Raw genomic sequence first — 23,166 nt, 5'->3', positions numbered from 1 at the left:
AGGTTATTTGTTAATGTATCGATACAATGTTGTTTTACTTAGACCAGTAGCCTCTGTAATTTGTTTAATGCTATATTCTTTACTTTGATACATTTTAAGGGCCATTTCAACCTTATCTGTATGTTTTTGTGGTCTTCCTCCTTTTTTTCCACGAGCTCTAGCTGCGTTTAATCCTGTTTTGGTACGTTCGCTAATAATATCTCTTTCTAATTCTGCAATACTTGCCATCATTCGAAAGAAGAATTTCCCCATAGCATTAGATGTATCAATGTTGTCATGAATAGAAATAAAATCTACACCTAGTTCTTTGAATTTTTCACTTAACTCAATTAGGTGTTTTGTAGATCGAGAAATTCGATCAAGTTTGTAAACGACTATCTTATCACCTTTACGTAATATCTTTAGCAACTCTTCGAGTTGAGGGCGCTCTTTTTTTATTCCTGTCATTTTCTCCTGATATAGCCTTTCTACACCATATTGTTGCAAAGCATCTATTTGCATATCGAGATTTTGTTCTTCTGTGCTGACACGAGCATAACCAAAAATCAAATTGTTTCACTTCCTATCTAAATATATCTATTAAAATAGTACCAAAAAACCTCATTAAATTAAAATAAGGAACTTTGTTTTTGGATATGGGTTTTGGTACTCGATATGGATGAGTTTTTAACGCTTTTGTTAAAAAAACAAACAAGTCCCATAAACGGTCGTTTATGGGACTTGTTATATTGAATTAAACAATATTTATAAAGGCACCAAATAAAGCCTCTCGCTTAAGTAACTTAAATTAACTTAAAAATCTAGGTATTTTTACATAATAACGCTTAAAGCAACTTGAAAATAAACTTATATTAACTTAAAATGAGCGTAAGGAGGTTACTTATGAATCAAGAAGAACGATTGATACGAGTCCTTAATTATTTAGAAACACATAAAACCATGAATATAAAGCAAATGTGTGAAATGTTTCATATCTCACGAGATACTGCAAGAAGAGATATAGTAAAACTTTCAAAAAATAAAGCAATAGTTAGAACCTATGGCGGGGTGGCTTTAGCTACTTTTCATAAGAAAATTGATACTTACCAAGAGCGTTCACAAACTGAATTAGAAACGAAAAAATCGATTGGAATGAAAGCTGCAAATATGATCACAAACAATGACATGATTTATTTAGACGTTTCAACAACAGTCAACTTTGTAGCACAACATTTACAATCACAGAACGTAACTGTTGTGACGAATTCGATTGATAGTGCTTATATGTTAGCTCAATCTGAAGATACGACTATTCATCTTTTGGGAGGAACTTTAAATAAGGTTTCTCGGCATACTACAGGGATTTCTACCACTGAAAAACTCAAAGATTATCACTTTAATAAGGTGTTTATTGGAACAGCAGGTATTACAGAAGACGGGATATACTATGGTTTTGAAGAAGATATTTATTTCAAGCGTGAATTAATAAAACATGCTGATCAAGTTATTTTAGTGGCAGATCACACTAAATGCAATCAACGACAAAATTATAAGGCTTTAACGTTTGAATCTATTGATACATTCATTACAAATCAAGCTTTGCCTAGTGATTTGTATAACACTTTGAAAGAAAACGGTGTTGAAGTAGTAATTGCAAGTGTGGATTAAAAAATTGGGAGGTTTTATTATGATTACATCTCTTGTTTTTGACGTAGACGGCACAATTTTAGACACAGAAAAGGCAATACTAAAATCCTTACAAAAAGTTTTAAAAGAAGAACTAAAGGAAGATTATGCGTTACAGGATTTAAGATTTGCATTAGGGATTCCAGGGAAAGAAACATTGAAAAAATTAAATGTACAAAATATAGATGTTGTTCATCCGAAATGGTCAGAATCTGTACTAGATTTTTCTCATGAAGTTTCTGTGTTTGAAGAATTAGAAGACATTATTAAAGAGTTATCTCTTAGTAAATTAAAGCTTGGTATTGTTACATCAAAAACTAAGCAAGAATTAATAGATGAGTTCGAGCCATTTGGTTTAAGCGGTCATTTTGAACATACAGTTTGTGCGTGTGATACAGATAAACACAAACCACACCCTGAACCATTATTAGCTTGTTTACAACAATTAGGTGTTCCTAATCATGAGGCAATATACATTGGAGACTCTATATACGATATGCAATGTGCAAAAAGTGCGGGTGTAAAATTCGCATTAGCTTTGTGGGGTTCAAAGACACAGGAAGGGTTTGAAAAAGCTGATTATGTATTAAATACACCAAAAGATATTTTAGATTTAATTTAACCAAGCTTGAATCTAATAAAGACATCAAGTCACTCATTAAAAAGTCGATTCCTTAACGTACAGGAAATCGGCTTTTTCTTTATGAAAATTTGCTTAGCGTACGAAATTCGCGTTTTGTTGGTGCTACCCCATGCCCATCAACTTAAGAACGAAAACAAAATGAACTTTCGTTCAAACAAACTAAAAAACACGTAATGTACTTTTGGTATTGAAAAGTACACACACCAAATAAACTCTAACGAGTTTCATTTTAAAAATTATGCAGCTTTCTTTTGTTTTCCAAACCCATTATACTCATAGACAACACCCATAATATCAAAGATAGTTTTCTTCTCATATCGATGAGATTTCCGTCCATTCTTCTGTAGGAGGTCGAACAAACGGATTAAAATCTTTGTTAGATTTTGGGTGTTTCTCTGTATCGCTTGATATAACAGCGATACATGATCTTGAATCATCCCAATGGCTTTATATTCACTTAATTCTCTTTTGTTCTTTTGCAAAAGAAGTTTACGCATCTTAAACATCGTAGAAGAACAGATAAAGATGGCAATAAGTCTTCCATACACATGACATTCTAATCGCTCTTTTTTGATAGTTTGCCAATGATGAATTTGAAATAAGGATTTCCACGTTTTAAAAATAATTTCTATTTGCCAGCGAAGGGAGTAAAAGTCATGTATTTGTTCCATCGGAACAACTCCTTCAGGCGTATTTGAGACATATATGTTGATACCCGTTAATCGTTTACTCTTTTCTGAAAATGTAATACCCTTTTTACTTTCAGTGTAACTTTGTTTTTTTCTACGTTCCTGTATCTGTTTGTCTGTTAAACGATAGATAATTACACGTGTGAATAGTTTTTGATTCTTTCCAATGTAAGCTTCTTTTATTTCGTATGTTTGACCGGGTTTTAAATTGTTCATAATATGTTCTAAATCAACTTGGATATACTGTGATTGCTTTTTTACGGTTCCGTTTCGAAAGTATTCTGGAAACGGATTTTTTACATACACGGTATGGTTTAATTTTAATCTGGATATATAATAAGCACCTCGTTGATCCATTTGATCTAAGTCTTCTAATGAAAAATAACCTAAATCACGGATACATAAATCGCTTGGACGTAATGTGTCTAAGCATTCTGTTCCAAAGGTCTTATCATTATTTTTTCCTGGACCTATCTGAAAGTTTAGAAACTGTCCGCTATGTAAGTCATATTCTAATTGAATCTTGATACCCGCTGTTTGTGCACAACCACCTGATCCAGGATATACATGGGCTAAATGTTTTGGTACTTGGAAAATCGTCGCATCTAAAATACGAATTCGTTGAAAATACGTGAGCGCCGCGCTTGAAATGGCCGATGTTTCACAGATTTTACTTTTCCATAATGCCGAAAAAATATATTTCAAAAATTCAACCGCTTTTTTATCAAAGCGTTTATTGAGTCCTTCTGGACTCATAAGAGTGCCTGTGGCCGCATGTAATTGACTGCATAGTCGAACAAGCGAGTCACTCGCTGTACGTTGACTTACCCAAATACATATGGTAGCTAATTCATTTCCAGAAAACTTTCGTTTTCTTTTTACAAAACCTAATTCTTTTGCGAGTTCTTCCAAAAGAGAAGGGGTTAAATGACGATACAGTTCTTCAGAAAATAGTTGTAATTCATCTTGAATCGAAAGATTCATAAAAAATGTCACCCTTTCTAGCTAGCTTTTTAGAAAGAATAACGTTTTTTGTCACTTGGGGGTAGTGAAAATTCTTAAGTTGATGGGCATGTGGTGCTACCCCTATTAGCGTCTAGAAGCGGATTAGATACATCTGAAGAATCACTCGGAGATATAGCTGCTAAACTAGCTGAATTAGTAAATCTCTAAATCTCTAAATCTCTAAATCTGTATAAAATATACTTCAAACAAAGCATGTTCTTTAGCTATTGGTATTTTGAAAGTAGCATTTTTATTTAGTCTAACTATGTGTTACTAGTGTAGTGGGGTTGAGCCTTTACATATCCTATTTAAAATAACGTTCCCAAATGAAAGTTTGTGGACATACAGAAAACCCACAAACGCTGTTAAACAATGTTTGTGGGTTTTGTAGTGGGACATTGTTGATATGCAATTATTATGATGTTGGAGGATACCTAGTTTAGGTAAGATTTTCGAACATTTTTAAAGATTATAGTGGAAATGAATTTTACAAAACATACAAAATGTTAAACTTATAAAACCCAGTGATATCAGTATGTGCGCATGAAGTCACTGGGTTTTTATTTGGATATTTAATGGTGTGTTTTACAAATTATAAACAGATATGAACTTAGTTTTACTTTTTAAATATTATCCGTCCTAAAATTCGAATTGAATAAATGGATTATATAGATAATGAAAAATATCGTTTTTAATATTACACATATCCTTAAAATCCTTAAAATGCTATATAATATTAGTAAATATAATTTAGTAGGAGCGTAATTATGACAGAAAATATCGCCTTAGATAAAAAGAATAATTTAATTGCACGTTTAGATCGACAGCTAGATTGGATTAAAAGCTGTGACACTAAAGCATCAATTGTTATTGCAGTACTTGGTGTATTCCTTACAATATTTACATCTGAAAATTCTATTAATATGCTACAAAAAATCCTTTCACAACCACTTAAGCACATTAATTTTGCAAACTTCTTATATCTATTATTATTTGTTATTTCGTGGTCTATCTTTATATTTGGAGTTTATTGTTTGGTTAGGGTTCTAATACCTAGGTTAAATAAAGATGTATTAGCATATGAAGGAATCCATAATGGTTCACTTTATTTTTTTGAAACTATAGCTAAAAATAACTTTCTAGAATTCAAAGAAAAAGTAACTAATACGAATGAGGAAGGTGAGCTTGAAGATATTTTGTCTCAAATCTATGTAAACGCTAAAATTTGTACAATTAAATATACTTATTATAGCAAAGGAATTAAATATGCCTCCTTAGGAATAGCAAGTGTACTAGTTTTATATGTAATAGGAGTTATTTTAGTAATGTTAGGAGGTTTTAAATAATGGATTTTAAGGATTATGATTATAAAGAAAGAAAGAAAAAAGTAGAAGAAATACTTGATAATACAGATAAAGTTAATGAAGTCGATAAATTTCCACGCGATGAAGATTTTACTTATACTAACGGTTATAAAGCATGGGCTGGTGCCATTTTTGTAGATTTAAGGGATTCTACAACTTTATTTTCAGGGGAAAATGATGTAGAGATAGCAAAAGTAATACGTGGATTTACCTCTGAGATAATAGAAATTTTAAGAAAAGATACTGATAATGATTTAAAAGAGATTGGTATACGTGGTGATTGTGTTTATGCGGTGTATTCAACAGGAAAGCAATCGGAAATTTATGACATTGCTAATAGAGCTTTTTATATAAATACTTATATGAAGATGCTAAATAAATTATTAGAGGAGAGAGGACTCCCTGTAATCAAGGCTGGGATAGGATTAGCAACGACAATAACATTAGCTGTTAAAGCAGGTAGGAAGTCTTCTGGAATTAATAATTTAGTTTGGATTGGTGAATCTGTAGCAAAAGCTGCTAAATTATCTGATCTAGGCAATAAAGGAAACATTAGTAATATCGTAATGTCTAGTGGATTTTATAACGATTACATAAAAATACAAAAATTAAGAATGCCTGATACTAATGTAGAAGGATGGTGGACAAAACAACACCATGATTCTTATGGAACATATTATCATGGTGATGTAATTAAATTAGAGTTTAATAAATGGATTGATGATGGGATGAGAGATTAAATTAATTTTAATGACCATTCGGTTTAGAAAGGAATTGAGAAATGTCTATAGAGGATAGTATGACTAAAAAGGTAAAAGAAATTCTAGATACAAAATTTGAAATTGAAGACGTTACCTATGTTCCAGATATAGAAAATTCCAAGCTAACATTTGGTAACAAGGGGTTAAGATTTGAATCAACAGTATTACATATTGATATGCGCGGATCAACTAAAATTTTAAATAAGCATAATAGGTCTACGGTTGCTAAAATACACATGGCTTATTTTCATACCATTGTTAAAATTGCTCATTCATTAGGGGGAAGTGTTAGAAGTTTTAATGGAGACAGCATGTTAGTCTTTTTTCAAGGGACCACTAAAGAGACATTAAGTAATGCAGTAAAAGCGGCTATGCATATGCGTTATATGCTGGCTGAAAGTGAAATAAATAATTTACTTGCTACTTATTCTGAAATTGATTTTGGTATTGGACTAGATGATGGAAAGGTATTATGTACTAAAATAGGAGTAGGTGGAGAATCGAATAATAAAGGTTTATTTTGGGCTGGAAATGCGGTTAATAAGTCTGTTAAAGTGAGTGATTTGGCAAAAAACCCTAATTATATTAGCATTTCCAAACGGGTTTATGACAATCTGACTGATAGAGTGAAATATGTTAATAAAACTAATGCATTTGGAACAATAGAAAAAATAAATATGTGGAAACAAGGATACTTTACATATAACGACAAAACAGAAACATATTATTATACAAGTTATTATTGGAAACTATAGATATTGAAATTTTATTGTAATACAGAATGAAATTTACAAAACATATAAAATGTTAAACTAAAAAACAGTGATATTTGTGCACCTACTGAATATCACTGTTTTTTTTCATGGATTTTAATTATGCAGTTTTACAAATTATAAAAAGAGATGAACTAAGTTTCACTTTTATAAATAAAATGTTCCGGAAATTAATTTCAGAATTGAATGAGAAGAGGTATTTATATACTTCGAAAGGTACACCTTTTGAAGTATATTGAAACCTACTCGATTTAGCACTTCAAAAGGTTCGAAAATATACTTGTGAAGTGCTAAATAATTAATTACAACTTTTGAAGTATTTTTGATATAATTTCATTAGAAACACTTTTGAAAGGGTGTCTATTTATTTTGAATACAAGAAAATTCGGATATATAAGGGTTAGTAGTAAAGATCAAAATGAAGATCGGCAGCTCGAAGCAATGAAACAGCTCATCATTGACGAACGAGATATTTTTATCGACAAACAAAGTGGAAGAGATTTTAATCGTGATCAATATCAACTCGTAAAACGTATGTTAAGAAAAGATGATATTTTATATATTCATTCCCTAGACCGTTTCGGCAGAAATAAAGAAGCTATCCTTGAGGAGTGGAAAGATATTACCCAAAATATTCAAGCTCATATTGTCGTATTAGATATGCCGCTTTTAGATACAACTCAATATAAAGATAGTTTAGGAAATCTTATTACTGATTTGGTACTTCAAATTTTATCGTGGCTTGCTGAAGAAGAACGAACAAAAATAAAGACTCGTCAACGTGAGGGTATTGAAGCTGCAAAGAAAAAAGGAAAGCATTTGGGCAGACCAAAAACTGAAATCACACAGGAATTTATCGATGTATATAACGATTGGAAACTTGGAAAGATTACAGCGCTATACGCCATGGAGAAGTGTAATATGACAAGCCCTACATTTTACAGAGTAGTCAAAAGGTATGAGGGTAAAGAGTGAAAAATATAGCATGATTACAATAGAGACCCAAAATATAATAGAATTATTATCTTCTTATTTATCAAATAAAGGAAGAAATGTTTCTACAATCAATCAATATACCTACGATGTGGAAAGTTTCATTCAATGGCTGCACAAATCAAAAAGGTTTACTAAAGATAATATTTGGGAATCACTACAGAAAAAAAGATTTTGAATTATTTTTTAACTATTTAAAAGAAGAAATGTCAGTACTTCGATAACACTGTAAACCATATTTATATGGTCTTTAAATAGAATATAAAAATACTGGGGTTTACCAAACCCAATAAAAAGAATGATAAACATTAATCAATCAAATCACCCATTACGTAAAGAAGATTTTATTACTATTGAAAATAAACAGTGTTTAATATTCATTTCGAAAATAATATAATATCTATTCTGAAGAAGATAAAATACGATTATTTAATTATTATAAGAAGATTCTTGAAATCGTTTGTCCTAAATATCATACTTCTGATCCACTATTTATTGCATTCGATTTCACTCGCGGAACATACCTATCGAGCTATGAGGATTATGCACTCAAAGGTTTAATCAATGTTTCTGTTCAAAATTGTTTCACCTTTGAAGCGAAACGTGCCAATCTAAGCAAAGAAATTTCTGCAAAATATTTTCGCAACACCTGTATTTTAAAGATAATTCATCACAAAAGAAGATTCAGAACAAAATATATACCAAATTATAAGTCTCACCTATCATTAAAAAGATAGTATGGCTATTACAATCAGCTAAATAATATTTAAATAGAAAAATGGGTTTGACATAAAGTTTAATTAAAGGTAATCATCTAATTAATAGAAGAACATAGAAATTACTAGTGTAAAATATGTATGAATATGTTGGAATTGAAGGAAGTGATGCATATAAAATTAGCAGAATTAATAATGAAGTTTGGATACAGGGTGTTAAAGATGCAAGTGATTAAATGAAGTATAAGATTGCACAAGAACTTAGTTTACAGTCTGATGCAGATACAATATCTCGTGTTAATGATTCCTTTAGTAATTAAATCATTAAACATTAGTAGCCTTGACAGTAAATCCATTCATTATTTTCATTGCATGACATAACAAATAATAGTAAATAGTTAATTTGCTTTTTTGTTATATAAAAAAGATGTATTAAAAATGGGTTTCTGACGATAGTAATACATATTAGATTTAATGTAATTATTATTGAGGCGTGTTAACTCTCTATAAATATATTCTATAAAACAGAATTATTTATTTTCAGCAGATTAATCAAGAATATTGAGATTTCTTAGTTTTCTAGGTAGAGTGACACTACAACTTACAGAGTTGAGATCTGATCCCTCAGCTGCTTTTAGAACATATTTACAATTTTTATTGTATCATAGAAATCACATATTTAGATGAACTTCTTATGCATATGCACAATTGCATATTTTTAGTGAAAAAGAAAATGTTTACAATATATCCCTCGAATATGAAAATACTGATATTAGAATTCTTAAGAAGGGCGTAATTAATATGGAAAATTAAAAATATGAATCATATAGTGAGACAAAAATACTGGTTTATTAAAAGTCAGGCTCCTTCTATGTTTGAATTATATTTCTTCATACAGGGAAATTCATTTTTTCTGGAATAGAATCTATGTATATTGTTAAAAAATCAATTCGTTTCATGAGGAGAATCTATCCAAAATCAAAAGGAATTTATTCATCAACTGTTCGAGTTAGCTTCATAAGATAGAAATGTAGAGGTAATCGCTACTCTGTATTTCAATTTTAAAAACAGATTTTTAACGTGTATTAAGATGCTGTAATTTATAATTCCATAAGAACATTATAAAATTTTATATGCTATTGCCTACTATAAAAATATGTAAAAAAAACTCACCTTTTATTTCATAAAAGATGAGTTTTTTCTTTGTTTGCTTGTATAAAGTCATTTACTTATTTGATTCCTGATATATATTGCTTAGAATTCCCAGTATAGGTCCTACAATAGTGAGTTGATACTTAACGATTCATTATTTTACTCCTAGTTTGAGAAAATATAAAGGCATAAACTATTTTATGTGTAGGATATTTTATTATACTAAAACACCTTGGGTGTTAAAGACATCTTGAAAAACTAATTGTTTATCAAGAACCTCCTGAAAATCATTACATTCTAGTAAACCATTATTTTTCCAAAATAGATGTTCCACATGATCTTCGGGATAATTAGCAAAAATATATTGCATAGTACTAAAAACTGCTTCTAATTTTTCATTACTCTTTACAATTTGTTTATCACCTAAATATTGAGAAATTAAATCTATGTATTCTTCAAATCTTTCTTCACTAGATGGGTCTATTTTCACAACACCAATCTTTTCAACTACATTGATTCCTAAATAACACCCTATTTTCTCTAGATAATTCAAAACATGTATCGCTCCATTACTTTCTGCAGATGCTAAAACGATACCTGCTTTTCCAGCTAAACGCATTAAATGACACCAAGCACTTAGTCTATCTACAAGCGCTTTCATATCTCCTGAAACATTATGAGAATATACAGGACTAGCTAGAATAATAAAGTCCGCTTCTAACATTTTTCTCTTTAATAGTTCCATATGATCGTCTGTTTTTTTTTCAAGATCGCAAATCCCCGTATTAAAACAGTTTTTACATCCTGTAGAATGATTAATGTTTGTTTTATCCGCAGTATATAAATCGTATTCAATATCATTTATTTGATTGAGTTTATCTAACATATTTTTAATATATAAAGTTAAACGAGATTCTGGATTTCTACTACCTACATAAGCAAATACTTTTTTTTTCATAAAAATGCCCCTCACTGGATTTAAATCCCTAAATATTTCAATATTTTACTAATAACAAGACAAAATTTACTATTTTTACTGTGAAAAGTCAAGTTTTTTGCAAATTTTTCATAATTAAATAAAATATTGACAAATTCAGAATATAGGTTTTATTATAGTAATCGTGGTAATTGTTACCAAAAAAAACAATTTGCGGAGGTATTTTATAATGATCAAATCCAATTTATTAAAAGACCCAGTCTTGAAGAAAAAATTAGCAATTAATCTTGATAATCCGATTGGAGATATAGGTGAAGAAATTCTTGAACAAGATGTAAATGGCCATGTTGGCGGACTTTCACCTGCTGCAGTTACTGTGACTGCTACAGTTCTTTCACTAGTTAGTGCAGCAGGAGGCGGTATAATTAAAGCTGCATCTGCAAAGGCTCAAAATCCAGGAAGATATTGTACAATTTCAGCAGAATGCTTTGCTGGAGAACGTTGCGATTAACACTATAACACTAAAATTTAATATTATTCGGTAACGATTTAACCACAAAATAATTTTATGAGGAGCAAAAAATGTTTAGTCAAAAATCTTATTTATTAAAAAATCCAGTTGCAAAAAATAAATTTGGAGCATCTATGACTAATCCTTCTGGTGATATCATAACAGAAATTCAAGAACAAGAATTAGAATCTGTAAATGGTGGAATTACTCCAACAGTAGGTTGGTCCGCAGTGGTTGTTAGTACTACAATTGTAAATTCTGCAGTGGTAGTATCAGTATCTGCAACAAATTATGGAAGAGTGTGTACAATTTCAGCAGAGTGCTCTAGTGGTTATAAACGCTGCGATTGATAATAAATAATAAACAAAGGATAGTGAACAATTATGCATATGAATCATAATCTTATGAAAAATCCAGTTGCAAAAAACAAACTAAGAGTACTTGATGAAAGCCCAGCGGGTGATTTATTAGAAGAAATTCAAGAACAAGAATTGCAAAATGAAGGTTTTGGTGGGATTAGCCCAGTTGTATCTGCTGCTATTTCAGCTGTATCTGCTGTATCTGCAGCAGGAACTTATATAGTTTCAGCTTCTGCTACAAACCCAGGAAGATATTGTACATGGTCAGCAGAATGTTCTTGGAGTCAAAAACGTTGCGATTAATAGAAATGTAATCATTAATTCTTTATATATAAATAAAATAATTATATGTAGGCTATAACGAAATTGTTATGGCTTACATTTTCATTTTCGATAAATAAAGTAAGTACATCTAATTTAAAAAAATGAGGTTTATACATAATGACAAATAATCTAGAGACTAACGAATTAGAAATTACCTTTGATGATGTAATTGATTATTGGATGACTCTGTTTCCTGAAATTACAGAAAAAAAAGATTTAGAAAAAATCTTATCGATCTCAGATACTTCGTTCAAAGAACTAGAAAAGGAATATAATGAATCAAGCTCGACAAATGTTGATATAAATCGTTTTTTTAGAGTCCAAATTGATAAGCGTGTAGAAAAAGTTTTTGATAAATTAATCGATGATTTACCTTGGGCTCACTTTTTCAAACCTATAGTTAATTACTACGCTGAAGATTTATACGGTTTTTTAACTAAAATTCCTATTATTGAAGATACAGATAATTTATTTGAACAAATTATTGGTGGAATGGTTCAAAGATTGGATCGAATTAGTTATAAGGTCATGATTTTAGAAACAAATGTAGCTCGTTTAGAAAATAAATTAGTAGGTAACTCTTCGCAGGAAAAGGCATTATATTTTAGAAATGTCTTGCTGAAAGATGCATCATTTGTTCAACCTCTCTATAGGGAATACCAAGAGTTAAGTAACATCATGGATTTTAAAGTGAAACATACATTTGATTATATGAAAGAGATAATTAAAGATACAACTGATCAATGGGATTATTTATCTAAAATATTTACAAAAGAAAATAACTTAGGAAAATTACGAGAAATAACTCTCGGCGCAGGCGACACTCACAATGGAGGAAGGTCCGTTTCTATCTTGAAATTTAGTTGTGGAAAAAACGTCGTATACAAGCCAAGAGATTTACAACTTGAAAAAGGTTTTTATGACTTTATTCAATGGATCAATCAACAGGAAAGGGAAAATTCACTCGATTTAAGAGCAGCAAAAGTTCATTTTATCGAACACGCTGGATGGGTAGAATGTATTGAATATCAAGCCTGTGAAACTTCAGAGCAAATTAAACGTTTTTATTATCGTACGGGACAGTTATTGGGTATTCTGTATGCTGTTAATGGTAAAGACTTTCATTTTGAAAATATTATTGCTCAAGGAGAATATCCAGTACTAATAGATTTAGAGACCTTTTTACACCCAGACTTACACACTGTTGATAAAACTAACGCATCAGCAAGTATGTTAGCAAATGAGATTATTTCTTCTTCAGTAGATGGTATAGGACTCCTTCCTAGCCCAATAATAAACAACAAAACTAATAAATCTGTTGATGTGGGTGGAGTAGGGGCGGAAGAAGTACAAGTTTCGCCGTTCAAATCTACCTTTATAGCAGATGCTGACTCTGACCAAGTAAGAATTATAAAAGATTATGGGTTGCTTGGTACTCAGAAAAATAATCCTAATTTAAATGGCAGTGTTTTAAAATCAAAAGACTACTTAGAGCAAACCAAAAATGGATTTATTGATACATACAGATGGATTTTAAAAAATAAAAACTCGTTCATTTCAAAAGTTGTGGAATTATTTGATCAAAAAGAATGCCGAGTTCTTTTTAGATCAACATATATTTACGCACAATTACTAACTACAAGTTATCATCCAGATCTGTTACGTAATCCTTTGGATAGAAAAGTCTATCTTCATAGACTTGCACTTATACTAACTGATGAATTCAAAGATATAGGACTGTCAGAAATTTATGATATGAAACAGGGAGACATACCACTTTTCACATCCACTACAAATCAAAATAAAATCTATAATGGCAGAAAACAGCATATAGTAGGACCAAAAATTGTACGTTCTCCAATTGAAACAATCAAATGGAAAGTAGAAAATCTTAGTGAGGCAGATTTAGAAAGACAATTGAATTTTATAGATATTACTTATCTCACAAAATCCAATGACAGCAGTAAGGATATAACGAACCTCAAACTACAAGAACATTCTGACACAGAAATATCTCAAAATGAACGCGAAAAATGGTTAAATTTAGCGTTAGAAATCGGAGAGCATCTATTAGATAAAAGTATTATTGGAAAACACGATGGAAAAATAGATCGAACATGGATTGGTTCTTTTTCTGCAGATAAGGAGAGCACAACTACTTATCTGACTCAGGTTGGACAGGATATGTATGGCGGAAATAGTGGCATTGCTTTATTTTTAGCGCATTTAGGATTTATTACAAATAGTCAACATTATAAAAAAGCTACGTATGAAGCAATTTTACCAGTTGTGCAGAGTGTAGAGCTTTTTGAGGGAACAACAAATGTAGGAATTGGTGCTTTTACAGGGATAAGCGGTCAAATCTATACGATTTTCCAGATTGGACATTTATTTAAAGATGATCAATTAATAAAGCTTGCACAGGAAAAGATTTTATTATTAGAAAAGATTATTAATCCAAAATCGATTCATGATGTTATTGGAGGTATTGCAGGTACAATGGCTGTAGCATTGTCAATGTATGAACATTCTACAGATAATATAATTAAAAAAGATCTCATCAATCTTGCTAATCATTGTTTTAATGCATTAAAAGAGAGTACAGTTCAGTTTAATGATAGAGATGGTATAACATGGGGAGAAGAAGGTTATACAGGATTTTCACATGGAAACGCAGGGATCACAGCCTACTTAGCAAAACTGTATAATATTACAAAAAACACAGAGATTTTACCTATTATTGAAGAGGCATTGAAGTACGAAAAAACGCTATATTGCGAAGAGACTAACAATTGGTACAATAGTGTTGAGAAGGAAAATCGAGCTTATGGATGGTGTCATGGAGCACCAAGTATGTTATTAAATCGAGTAATGTTGTATCAATATGAGTGTTGTGTTGAACTTATAAATAAAGATTTACAAATTGCACTGGAAACTACAAAAAATGATGGGCTTGGAAGAAATCCTAGTCTATGTCATGGGGATTTAGGAAATCTAAGAATCTTGCATTTTGCAGCCTCGGTTTTAAAAGATGAAACCTTACAAAAACAGTGTATAGCTACGTTTGACGAACTATATACTTCGTTTTTACAGCATAAATGGGATAAGGGAGTATTTAGAGGCACAGAAAATTATGGCTTGATGGTTGGACTTTCAGGCTTTGGTTATACTTGTTTACAATTCTATGCTCCTGAAGTAGTAAAAGATATTTTATGGTTAAATTAATTGCCCATATAAAAGGAGAGAATTTTAATGCCAACTAATGATGTCATAAAAGTCGAAAATGTATCAAAAAAATATCGCAAACAGGCAGCTTTACAAAATATCACCTTCTCTATGAGAGAAGGTGAGGTAGTAGGGCTAGTAGGACCAAACGGGGCTGGAAAATCAACTTTAATGAGTATAATGTCCGGTTTAATTCGTAATTATGATGGAAATGTGTTTATTGAAAATCAAAATATAAGAGATACATCCAAACGTAATGGAAAACTAGTTGGCTGCGTTATCGAGACACCGGGACTGTATCCACATCTAACAGGTTATAAAAATTTGAAATTCTTTGCCGAGATGGCTGGTGATACAAGTGAAGTAGAAATAAATAAAATAATTGAAATGCTTGGTTTAGAAAATGCTATACATAAAAAAGCTGGGAAATATTCTCTAGGAATGAAACAGAGGTTGGGTATTGCCCAAGCGGTGTTAGGGAATCCAAAGATATTAATTCTGGATGAACCGACAAATGGGCTTGATCCTAATGTTATTCCTGAACTTAGGAAATTTATAAAGTATATTTCCAAAGAAAAAGGAATAGCAATTCTTATTTCTAGCCATATTCTTTCGGAAATAGAGGCTATGTGTGAAAAGGTAATTTTTATACAAAACGGATCAATTGTGAAACAATTCTTAACAAATGAAAAAGAGTCCGATTCATCCCTTATTACTGTGGTATTTGAAACAAATGATCCTAATAAATTACTTAAATACTTCAGTTCAAACAAAATTGAGTCTTCTAGACTAAACGAAAAATCAATTACTGCATATATTGACCCCTCTATTCGTGATAGCTTAGTAAAGGATATTGTAAATGTGGGCATTTCAATTACAGGAATATATGAGCATAAACAAACGCTTGAAGAGAAATTCCTTAAGGTCATGGGGGGGAATAATATTGAATAAAGTATTGAATTTAGCATTTAATGATTTCAAATATACCGTGACATCAAAAGGTTTTTTATATGCTATTGCAACAGGAATAGGTTTTTTAGGAATGTGGCTTGTATACCGTCCGCAGGCATTCGATATACCTTCTTATCAGGCTGAGTTCTTTAAAGTATTATTTATGATTCTTATTTATTATTGTTCAAAATCACTATCAGGTGATTTTGAAAGTGGAACCTATAAGACCCTATTCACGAGTATCTATTCACGTAATCAAGTGTTATTCTCTAAGCTGCTAATGAATTTGCAAATAACTGTTTTATTTTGGGTTCTCATACAGTTATTTAATCCTATAATAGGATTCGTTATTAATCAAAAATATAGTATGGAAAAATTCTTTAATATCGATACTTTGAATAGCTTATTAATTTTCATATGTATAGGATTTGTTATTGGCTCTTATACACTACTTCTCACAACAATAACTTTTAGTTTGTTGAATACATTTATAACTGCTTTTCCTACAATTTGGTTTTTTTATTTCTTTACTCCAATAATATTTTCAGTAAAGGAGCAGTTAACTGGATTATGGTCCATCATTGAATACATTCCCTTTTATATTATAGGAATAGGAATTTTTAAAGGAAGTTTATCAGTAGATCAATTTATCCAACTGTTTATATGGGGGATAGTCTTTTTTATTACTTCTCTTATAGTAATTAACAGAAGGGATATTAAAAAATAGTAATAAATGGAGATGGGATCGTTGAGCAGAATACTAAAATTAAGTTACTTACAAGGTAAACAACAGGTAAACAACATTGGATTCCTTTTATTAATATTTTTTCTGTTTTTAGGAATATTTTTACCTCCCTATGAGAATATGCCAGAAAAGGCCAGTATAGTCTTTATAAGGGCAACTGAATTTTGTATGCTATTGCTGTTTTCGAGAATATTGGGGGGGGAATTTGAATACAAGACTTCAAAATATATTTTTACGAGTAGTTTAACGAGATTACAAGTAATGATTGTTAAATTAATCACGATTGTTGGTCTAAGTCTATTACTTTGTTTTATATATAATTTAACTGTTTTAGTTATTCAAATTTTTAATACAGAAGAAATAGTTTTATCTCAATTGTTAATGAACATTAACTATTCAATTCTTCATTTTCTGCTTTATGGTTTGTGCTTAGGTACTTTTATTTTACTTATAAGTACAATTACTTTCAGTTCTGTATTTTCATTTTTAATTACTTATGTCTTTTATGGTGGCATGATTCAATCACTGATACTGCTGGTTGGAGAAAAGCACAGAAATGAAATAATTAGAGAATTAGTCCAAAATACACCATTTTATATTGCGACTTATGGGTTTCACAATCAATCTTACACTAACTATGAGATGGTACTACTTCTAGTAAGTTCTATTCTAACCTTTATAATTGCTTGTTTAATTATTGAAAAACGCGATCTTAGATAGTGTCTTATCATTATAATGAGTTATGGTATGTACGGAGGTTTATAATGAAAATTAAAAAACAAAAAAAAGTCCCTTATGTGGAGCAATTACAACAGACTGAATGTGGTTTATGTTGTGTAGCTATGATTTTAAGATACTATCGCAGCCATGAGACTTTACATGATCTTAGGGAATACCTGGATGTAGGAAGAGACGGTGCTAGTTTAGCACAGCTAAATCAATTGATGAAGAGATTGAACTTTCAAACTAAATTATACAGGGCAAAGTTGGAAGGGCTATTTCAATTAAAAGTGCCTGTAATTCTTTTTTGGAATGATAGTCATTTTGTTGTATTGGAAAAAATCGGATCTGACTTTGCTTATATAGTAGATCCTGGTTTGGGAAGAAAACGGATTAGCCTGGAAGAATTGGATGAAATGTATTCTTCATATGTTCTAGTCCCTACACCAAATGAAAATTTTACCCCTAAACAAAAATCCAAAAGTGTATGGTCCTATTTTTATCCAGTTTTGTTAGAAAAGAAGCTATTGTTCTTCCAAATAGCTCTTATATCAATAATTACTTATTTTGCGACTTTATCTATTCCCATTTTAATTGAAAAAATTGTAGATAATGCAATAGCGAGTCCGCCTGAAAAATTTGTTAATATTGGGATTATCGGTATTTTGGCTGGTGTTCTTATATACTGTTTACTTACCTTTTTTAATGGATTTCAGCTAATTAAAATGAGAACCCATATTGATACATCGATTAATACTAATTTAATCAGTCATCTTTTAAAGGTCCCATATAAATTTTTTGAAATACGTTCTAAGGCAGATATCTTATTTGCTACCAACAGTAGTTTTATGATTCGTGAATTATTTGCTCAGCAATTAATTAGAGGTTTTATTGATATAGGTGCTATTGTTGTTATCATAGCTTATATGAGCAGTAAGTCTTTGTTACTAACTCTAATCGCAGTCATTTTATTTATAGCGAATATGCTATGTATACTACTATTCCGTCCGTATTTAGTAGAAACAAATCAGAATGTAGTTTCAGAACAAAGTAAACTTCAAGGGACACAAGTAGAGATTATCTATTCGATGTTAGGAGTTAAGATGTCTTCTATAGAAAATGATATGTTTAAACTATGGAAGCATAGGTATCAAAGTTATTTAAAAAGATTTATAACGGCTGAAAAATTTAAGATCTATAGCAATACAATAATTGAGTTTGTCAAAATGGTATCGCCATTAATTATTCTATGTACTAGTCTCTATTTAATGACACAAGGAAAAATGTCTATTGGAGAATTAATGAGTTTTTATGCAATTAGTCAAACATTTTTTTCTTTATCATCTTCTCTCTTCAATATTTGGAACAGTTTTGTATTAACCACTACATATCTTGAGAGAATGAAAGATATTATAACAACAAAGGCAGAGGAAGATTCTAATCTAAACGATAAAGCAATTGTGAATGGAGATATTACACTGAATAATGTTTCATTTTCATATACCAAACATTCAGCAGAAGTAATTAAGAACATTGATCTCAAAATAAATAAGGGCACAAAAGTTGCTATTGTTGGACAATCAGGTTCAGGAAAAAGTACATTAGCAAAAATTTTGATAGGTCTGTATTTACCTACAAAAGGTACGGTACTATATGGAAATGACGATTTAACCGAAATTAATAGAAAAGAACTGAGGAAAAAAATGGGGATAGTTCCTCAAGATGTAACACTATTCAATAAATCTATATTTGATAACATAGCAATGGATAGAAAAGATATAGATTTAAATAAAGTTAAATTAGCTTGCCAAATCGCACAGATTGATTCTGAGATAGAAAATATGCCTATGGGTTATCATACTATGATTTCTGAAATGGGTATGAACTTATCTGGAGGACAACGTCAAAGGATTGTAATGGCGCGAGCAATTGTAAATGAACCACAATTGTTGATTTTGGATGAAGCAACAAGTTCATTGGACTCAATTAATGAAAACAGACTATCTGATTACTTTAAAAAAATAGGTTGTACAAGAATAGTAATTGCACACAGATTATCAACGATTTTAGATGCGGACCAAATTATTGTTCTAGATAAAGGTGAAGTGATTGAACAAGGTACACACCATGAATTATTAGAGAAAAAAGGTAAGTATTACAATTTATACAAATTAAATAATCCGGTGATAGATGATACACAGCGAAAGGATCATGTAGAAAGATTATCTTTAGTTTAATAGATAGTGGCTTTCACAGAACATTATCTTATGCTGGGGAGGAAGATTTAAGTCCTGCTTTCGATTTCAATAGATGTGTTTCAAATAATAGTTGTGTGAAATGTTCTTTTAGGGATCAGGCAGTCATTGCAGATCAGGGTAATGGGAAATATAAAATGGTGGCATGATAATTATTGCTAAATAAATTGATATAATTTATTGCTTTGATTAAAAAATATAGCTTAAGGTTTGCTGTTGCAAAGCTTTTTTGATAGTAAGTTAGAGTTATTGTACGTGGAAAAAACGAAGTTTGGCTGCAAACTTCGTTTTCGTTTATATAGTATAAAGTAGGGCATAGAGTTTGAAATTCCGCAGATTTTGTAAAGCGGAATCGTCCTATGAAGTTATATCAATAACCTTTCCATAAAGGCATATGCAGCCTAATGATTCCGTTTTTTAAGAAGCTGTACCCTTCAGTATCCCCTGTACGATTATGAATTATACTGATTTTTTGGGTTTGTTTACTAATCTATAATAGATCAAATTATTCATCAAACCTAAATAAAACTTCAATAGGTTCTTTCAAAATCTTCGCAATATCATAAGCCAGTTTTAATGAAGGGTTATATTTTCCATTTTCGAGATTACCAATTGTTTCTCTTCTAACCCCAACCTTATTAGCTAAATCTTCTTGGGACATATTTAGCTTTACCCTATATTCTTTCATCCGTGTGATTAATACCATCCTGCATCCCTTTCTTTTCTCTACGTTCAAATATTTCTAAATTAATTACAAAAGTTCCTAATGGTATTACAACTGCAAGTACAACGCATAATCTGATTACATGTACATTTGCAAAAATAACGATACTTAAGATTAGTAAAACACCCATTACTAATGCCACGAAAAATGCCTTTGTGGCAGCAATGCGAACATGTAGGATAAAAAGTTCATCTGGTATAACTTTTGCATATAAAAAGAAGGGGAAGAAAGCGAAAAAGTAATATGTAAATGATGTTTCACCTAAAAATGAATGAGGACCTAAAAGTCCTAGAAATCCTAGAAATCCAATAAACCCCAAGTAAGCCAGTTTGTTTTTCATGTGAATTCTCCTTTGTGATGTATTTCGCACTTGTTGTTATAAATATATCACATTTATTTTAGCATTAAAAGGTTTTATTGGATTTTATTATGAATTTTATATGGTAGATTATTGAATTTGGATAAAATTAAACTTTATCATCTTTTTTAATTTTTCTAATATTTTTATATATTATATTAACGTTAACGTGGTATACTAATAATTATATAAGGAGGGATTTTATGCCATATCCAGGAGTGTTCAAAAAAGCTTGGGATTATTTATTTAATAGGTAATATTAAGCGATATTTTTTTCATTCAAGTTATAAAAGGGTCTGCAAAAAATAAGCATACCCTTTTATAATTTGAACATACTGGCTCACTGGATCAACCCATTTTGATGCAACTGACTGAATCATAAAATCTGCGAACATATATATGATAATTCCATGTTGCAATATTGAATAGTCAATGTTATTTCCCTCCTACAAAACAGAACCCATGTTTCTGTTTTGTAAGAGTATATGTTCTTTTAGGGGTACCGCCACATCGCTATCAAGCTAACAAAACAAAATACCCCCTAAAATGAAAAAATACGCTATTCTTTCTATAGAATCATAGGAAAGGATGGCGTTTTTGTATGTCTATTTCTGTAGCTGATGAATTACAACTATTTTCTCAAGAAATTCAAAACTTCTTATCTCCCAATATTTTACGAGATTTTGCTAGAGAGGTTGGTTTTGTACAACGAACCAGTAAGTACCAAGCAAAAGATTTAGTCGCTTTATGTGTATGAATGAGCCAAAATGTCGCTACAACTTCTTTAACTCAGTTATCTAGTCGTTTAGAAGCATCAACAGAAGTACTCATCAGTCCCGAGGGACTGAATCAACGATTTAATAAAGCGGCCGTTCAACTTTTACAACACGTATTAGCTGAACTATTAAATCAAAAATTGGCCTCATCTATGCCACTTTCTTCACCATATACTTCTGTTTTCAAACGTATTCGTATTTTAGATTCAACCGCATTTCAACTCCCAGATTCTTTTTCATTTGTTTATCCAGGTGCAGGAGGATGCAGCCATACAGCGGGGATAAAGATTCAACTTGAGTATGATTTATTAAGTGGAAAGTTCCTTCATATTCATACAGGTCCAGGTAAACAACATGATCGAACCTACGGTTCCCTGTGTGTCCCAACTGTAACAGCGAATGATTTATGTATCCGAGATTTAGGTTATTTTCATTTGAAAGATCTTCAACATATACAAGATAAAAAGGCTTATTATATCTCACGAATCAAATCAAATACACGTATTTATCAAAAAAATCCTAACCCTGATTATTTTCAAGATGGCAGAATCAAGAAAGGTACAGAGTATATCCAGATAGATATGGAGGTTTTAATGAACTCTTTTCAGCCAGGACAGACATGTGAAATATCCAACGCTTATGTAGGAATGATTGATAAAGTTCCAACTCGTGTGATTGTTCATCGACTAACAAAAGAACAACAACAAAAACGATTACAAAATCAAATTGTAAGAGAAAAAAAGAAAGGAATGAAGTATTCTGCTCGTAGTAAACGACTTAGCGGTATCAATGTATATATGACAAATACTCCTACAGATATTGTCCCGATGGGACAAGTACATGATTGGTATTCTTTACGTTGGCAAATGTTCCAACGAAAAAAGGATATGATCGGGATGAATATCCTATGGCCGTTTGTCTTGAAGGCGGTAAAGGAGCTGACATTAAACATATAAAACCAGCTGACAATCGCGGTGCAGGCTCATATATAGGTAATAAAATGGAGAAATTACCAGACGGTGCAAAAGTGAAGATCGTTGTGAAATAAAGGGGATAGGACTATGACAATTATAAAACTGTCTTGTATTTTCATTATAGTTATATTCCTGGTATGGCGCTTTATAAGACTTTTATATTGTTTTTTAGAAAAGAAGGCTCAACAAATCGAGGAAATACAGGAAAATAAAAAGGCGCAACTTAGGGAATTACGAAAAGACGCGTTTGAAAATGGATATCATGAAGTTTATTACAATGATTCAACACCATTTAAAAGTAAACAACGTAAGAAATCCGCAAAATCTTCTACTTATACAGATGATAATTCAAACTATATATCACCTGTTGTAACTACATCTACATTCCACTCACATCATGATAATTCATCAAGTAATTGTAGCGATTCTTCTAGTGATGCTGGAAGTTCCAGCTGTGATTAACTAATAAAGAGCCATGTATATACATAGCTCTCTCTTTTTTTTTGAAAATAAAGAAAAATAGATGGTAAAATAAAGGTAAATATA

At 30.9% G+C, this 23,166-nt stretch carries 20 protein-coding genes and 3 pseudogenes; 18 read left to right on the top strand and 5 right to left on the bottom strand.

The features are described from left to right. Nucleotides 1–3 precede the first annotated feature (3 nt). Nucleotides 4–549, bottom strand: a complete 546-nt coding sequence (locus tag QCI73_RS29950) for a recombinase family protein (RefSeq protein ID WP_076868480.1) — start codon at nucleotides 547–549, stop codon at nucleotides 4–6. A 333-nt stretch (nucleotides 550–882) separates the two neighbouring features. On the opposite strand from QCI73_RS29950, the gene QCI73_RS29945 reads away from it, so the two are divergent. Together QCI73_RS29945 and QCI73_RS29940 are read left to right on the top strand one after the other, a co-directional pair. Further along, nucleotides 883–1,647 carry a DeoR/GlpR family DNA-binding transcription regulator gene (locus QCI73_RS29945; protein ID WP_076868481.1) on the top strand — a complete coding sequence of 255 codons (765 nt, stop codon included), beginning with the start codon at nucleotides 883–885 and terminating at the stop codon, nucleotides 1,645–1,647. Nucleotides 1,648–1,666: 19 nt separating this feature from the next. Next, the gene (locus QCI73_RS29940) at nucleotides 1,667–2,287 is read left to right on the top strand and encodes an HAD family hydrolase (RefSeq protein ID WP_076868482.1); all 621 of its coding nucleotides are present in this window, start codon (nucleotides 1,667–1,669) and stop codon (nucleotides 2,285–2,287) included. A 257-nt stretch (nucleotides 2,288–2,544) separates the two neighbouring features. Here QCI73_RS29940 and QCI73_RS29935 read toward each other — a convergent pair whose 3' ends face one another. Further along, nucleotides 2,545–3,981 (bottom strand): IS4 family transposase, encoded by a 1,437-nt coding sequence (locus QCI73_RS29935; RefSeq protein WP_001053964.1) that lies wholly within the window; start codon nucleotides 3,979–3,981, stop codon nucleotides 2,545–2,547. A 93-nt stretch (nucleotides 3,982–4,074) separates the two neighbouring features. Between QCI73_RS29935 and QCI73_RS30925 the strand changes: the two are divergent. The 5 genes and pseudogenes from QCI73_RS30925 to QCI73_RS29915 all read left to right on the top strand — a co-directional run. Further along, nucleotides 4,075–4,170, top strand: a pseudogene (locus QCI73_RS30925) (toll/interleukin-1 receptor domain-containing protein); the annotation flags it as partial. A 599-nt stretch (nucleotides 4,171–4,769) separates the two neighbouring features. After that, a complete protein-coding gene (locus tag QCI73_RS29930) occupies nucleotides 4,770–5,348 on the top strand; it encodes a Pycsar system effector family protein (RefSeq protein ID WP_242267236.1) in 579 nt (192 codons plus the stop codon). Further along, nucleotides 5,348–6,106, top strand: coding sequence for an adenylate/guanylate cyclase domain-containing protein (locus QCI73_RS29925; protein ID WP_353824160.1), 759 nt, complete (start codon nucleotides 5,348–5,350; stop codon nucleotides 6,104–6,106). The genes QCI73_RS29930 and QCI73_RS29925 overlap by 1 nt, the downstream gene beginning before the upstream one ends. Before the next feature lie 59 nt (nucleotides 6,107–6,165). Beyond that, complete coding sequence (locus QCI73_RS29920) at nucleotides 6,166–6,882, top strand: adenylate/guanylate cyclase domain-containing protein (RefSeq protein ID WP_353824159.1); 717 nt, start codon at nucleotides 6,166–6,168, stop codon at nucleotides 6,880–6,882. 387 nt (nucleotides 6,883–7,269) lie between these two features. Continuing rightward, a complete protein-coding gene (locus tag QCI73_RS29915) occupies nucleotides 7,270–7,875 on the top strand; it encodes a recombinase family protein (RefSeq protein ID WP_200730595.1) in 606 nt (201 codons plus the stop codon). 2,103 nt (nucleotides 7,876–9,978) lie between these two features. Here QCI73_RS29915 and QCI73_RS29910 read toward each other — a convergent pair. After that, complete coding sequence (locus QCI73_RS29910; RefSeq protein WP_200730596.1) at nucleotides 9,979–10,719, bottom strand: flavodoxin family protein; 741 nt, start codon at nucleotides 10,717–10,719, stop codon at nucleotides 9,979–9,981. Between the two features lie 208 nt (nucleotides 10,720–10,927). On the opposite strand from QCI73_RS29910, the gene QCI73_RS29905 reads away from it, so the two are divergent. The 8 genes from QCI73_RS29905 to QCI73_RS29870 all read left to right on the top strand — a co-directional run bounded on the left by QCI73_RS29905 (nucleotide 10,928) and on the right by QCI73_RS29870 (nucleotide 19,770). Next, nucleotides 10,928–11,209, top strand: coding sequence for a plantaricin C family lantibiotic (locus tag QCI73_RS29905; RefSeq protein WP_200730597.1), 282 nt, complete (start codon nucleotides 10,928–10,930; stop codon nucleotides 11,207–11,209). A 71-nt stretch (nucleotides 11,210–11,280) separates the two neighbouring features. Then, nucleotides 11,281–11,559 carry a plantaricin C family lantibiotic gene (locus QCI73_RS29900; RefSeq protein WP_098674702.1) on the top strand — a complete coding sequence of 93 codons (279 nt, stop codon included), beginning with the start codon at nucleotides 11,281–11,283 and terminating at the stop codon, nucleotides 11,557–11,559. 33 nt (nucleotides 11,560–11,592) lie between these two features. Beyond that, on the top strand, nucleotides 11,593–11,871 hold the full coding sequence (locus QCI73_RS29895; RefSeq protein ID WP_098674703.1) for a plantaricin C family lantibiotic: 279 nt from the start codon (nucleotides 11,593–11,595) through the stop codon (nucleotides 11,869–11,871). 138 nt (nucleotides 11,872–12,009) lie between these two features. Continuing rightward, nucleotides 12,010–15,117 carry a type 2 lanthipeptide synthetase LanM family protein gene (locus QCI73_RS29890; protein WP_200730598.1) on the top strand — a complete coding sequence of 1,036 codons (3,108 nt, stop codon included), beginning with the start codon at nucleotides 12,010–12,012 and terminating at the stop codon, nucleotides 15,115–15,117. Nucleotides 15,118–15,144: 27 nt separating this feature from the next. Beyond that, entirely contained in the window at nucleotides 15,145–16,068 is a 924-nt protein-coding gene (locus tag QCI73_RS29885; protein ID WP_098674705.1) for an ABC transporter ATP-binding protein, read from the top strand. Then, nucleotides 16,061–16,795 carry a hypothetical protein gene (locus tag QCI73_RS29880; protein ID WP_200730599.1) on the top strand — a complete coding sequence of 245 codons (735 nt, stop codon included), beginning with the start codon at nucleotides 16,061–16,063 and terminating at the stop codon, nucleotides 16,793–16,795. The genes QCI73_RS29885 and QCI73_RS29880 overlap by 8 nt, the downstream gene beginning before the upstream one ends. 21 nt (nucleotides 16,796–16,816) lie before the next feature. Continuing rightward, nucleotides 16,817–17,533, top strand: a complete 717-nt coding sequence (locus tag QCI73_RS29875) for a hypothetical protein (RefSeq protein ID WP_098674707.1) — start codon at nucleotides 16,817–16,819, stop codon at nucleotides 17,531–17,533. 44 nt (nucleotides 17,534–17,577) lie between these two features. Further along, complete coding sequence (locus QCI73_RS29870; RefSeq protein ID WP_098674708.1) at nucleotides 17,578–19,770, top strand: peptidase domain-containing ABC transporter; 2,193 nt, start codon at nucleotides 17,578–17,580, stop codon at nucleotides 19,768–19,770. A 523-nt stretch (nucleotides 19,771–20,293) separates the two neighbouring features. Here QCI73_RS29870 and QCI73_RS29865 read toward each other — a convergent pair. Next, nucleotides 20,294–20,494, bottom strand: a complete 201-nt coding sequence (locus tag QCI73_RS29865) for a helix-turn-helix transcriptional regulator (RefSeq protein ID WP_137073818.1) — start codon at nucleotides 20,492–20,494, stop codon at nucleotides 20,294–20,296. Then, nucleotides 20,463–20,852: a DUF3796 domain-containing protein gene (locus tag QCI73_RS29860; protein ID WP_200730601.1), complete on the bottom strand. Its 390-nt coding sequence runs from the start codon at nucleotides 20,850–20,852 to the stop codon at nucleotides 20,463–20,465. The genes QCI73_RS29865 and QCI73_RS29860 overlap by 32 nt, the downstream gene beginning before the upstream one ends. Nucleotides 20,853–21,471: 619 nt before the next feature. On the opposite strand from QCI73_RS29860, the pseudogene QCI73_RS29855 reads away from it, so the two are divergent. The 3 genes and pseudogenes from QCI73_RS29855 to QCI73_RS29845 all read left to right on the top strand — a co-directional run. Next, nucleotides 21,472–22,515 (top strand): annotated as a pseudogene (locus tag QCI73_RS29855) (IS4 family transposase); the annotation flags it as partial. Beyond that, nucleotides 22,503–22,694: pseudogene (locus QCI73_RS29850) on the top strand (NucA/NucB deoxyribonuclease domain-containing protein); the annotation flags it as partial. The pseudogenes QCI73_RS29855 and QCI73_RS29850, both read left to right, overlap by 13 nt. A 13-nt stretch (nucleotides 22,695–22,707) precedes the next feature. Next, on the top strand, nucleotides 22,708–23,082 hold the full coding sequence (locus QCI73_RS29845) for a hypothetical protein (protein WP_200730602.1): 375 nt from the start codon (nucleotides 22,708–22,710) through the stop codon (nucleotides 23,080–23,082). Nucleotides 23,083–23,166 lie beyond the last annotated feature (84 nt).

The organism is Bacillus cereus group sp. MG16, assembly GCF_040459875.1.
Taxonomy (GTDB): domain Bacteria; phylum Bacillota; class Bacilli; order Bacillales; family Bacillaceae_G; genus Bacillus_A; species Bacillus_A paranthracis.
This window is presented reverse-complemented; position numbering and strand designations above follow the sequence as displayed.

Bases quoted from the DNA above. Each gene is read 5' to 3' on its own strand.
- QCI73_RS29945 (WP_076868481.1), top strand. From the start codon at position 883: ATGAATCAAGAAGAACGATTGATACGAGTCCTTAATTATTTAGAAACA.
- QCI73_RS29940 (WP_076868482.1), top strand. From the start codon at position 1,667: ATGATTACATCTCTTGTTTTTGACGTAGACGGCACAATTTTAGACACA.
- QCI73_RS29935 (WP_001053964.1), bottom strand. From the start codon at position 3,981: ATGAATCTTTCGATTCAAGATGAATTACAACTATTTTCTGAAGAACTG.
- QCI73_RS29930 (WP_242267236.1), top strand. From the start codon at position 4,770: ATGACAGAAAATATCGCCTTAGATAAAAAGAATAATTTAATTGCACGT.
- QCI73_RS29925 (WP_353824160.1), top strand. From the start codon at position 5,348: ATGGATTTTAAGGATTATGATTATAAAGAAAGAAAGAAAAAAGTAGAA.
- QCI73_RS29920 (WP_353824159.1), top strand. From the start codon at position 6,166: ATGACTAAAAAGGTAAAAGAAATTCTAGATACAAAATTTGAAATTGAA.
- QCI73_RS29910 (WP_200730596.1), bottom strand. From the start codon at position 10,719: ATGAAAAAAAAAGTATTTGCTTATGTAGGTAGTAGAAATCCAGAATCT.
- QCI73_RS29905 (WP_200730597.1), top strand. From the start codon at position 10,928: ATGATCAAATCCAATTTATTAAAAGACCCAGTCTTGAAGAAAAAATTA.
- QCI73_RS29900 (WP_098674702.1), top strand. From the start codon at position 11,281: ATGTTTAGTCAAAAATCTTATTTATTAAAAAATCCAGTTGCAAAAAAT.
- QCI73_RS29895 (WP_098674703.1), top strand. From the start codon at position 11,593: ATGCATATGAATCATAATCTTATGAAAAATCCAGTTGCAAAAAACAAA.
- QCI73_RS29890 (WP_200730598.1), top strand. From the start codon at position 12,010: ATGACAAATAATCTAGAGACTAACGAATTAGAAATTACCTTTGATGAT.
- QCI73_RS29885 (WP_098674705.1), top strand. From the start codon at position 15,145: ATGCCAACTAATGATGTCATAAAAGTCGAAAATGTATCAAAAAAATAT.
- QCI73_RS29870 (WP_098674708.1), top strand. From the start codon at position 17,578: ATGAAAATTAAAAAACAAAAAAAAGTCCCTTATGTGGAGCAATTACAA.
- QCI73_RS29865 (WP_137073818.1), bottom strand. From the start codon at position 20,494: ATGGTATTAATCACACGGATGAAAGAATATAGGGTAAAGCTAAATATG.
- QCI73_RS29860 (WP_200730601.1), bottom strand. From the start codon at position 20,852: ATGAAAAACAAACTGGCTTACTTGGGGTTTATTGGATTTCTAGGATTT.
- QCI73_RS29845 (WP_200730602.1), top strand. From the start codon at position 22,708: ATGACAATTATAAAACTGTCTTGTATTTTCATTATAGTTATATTCCTG.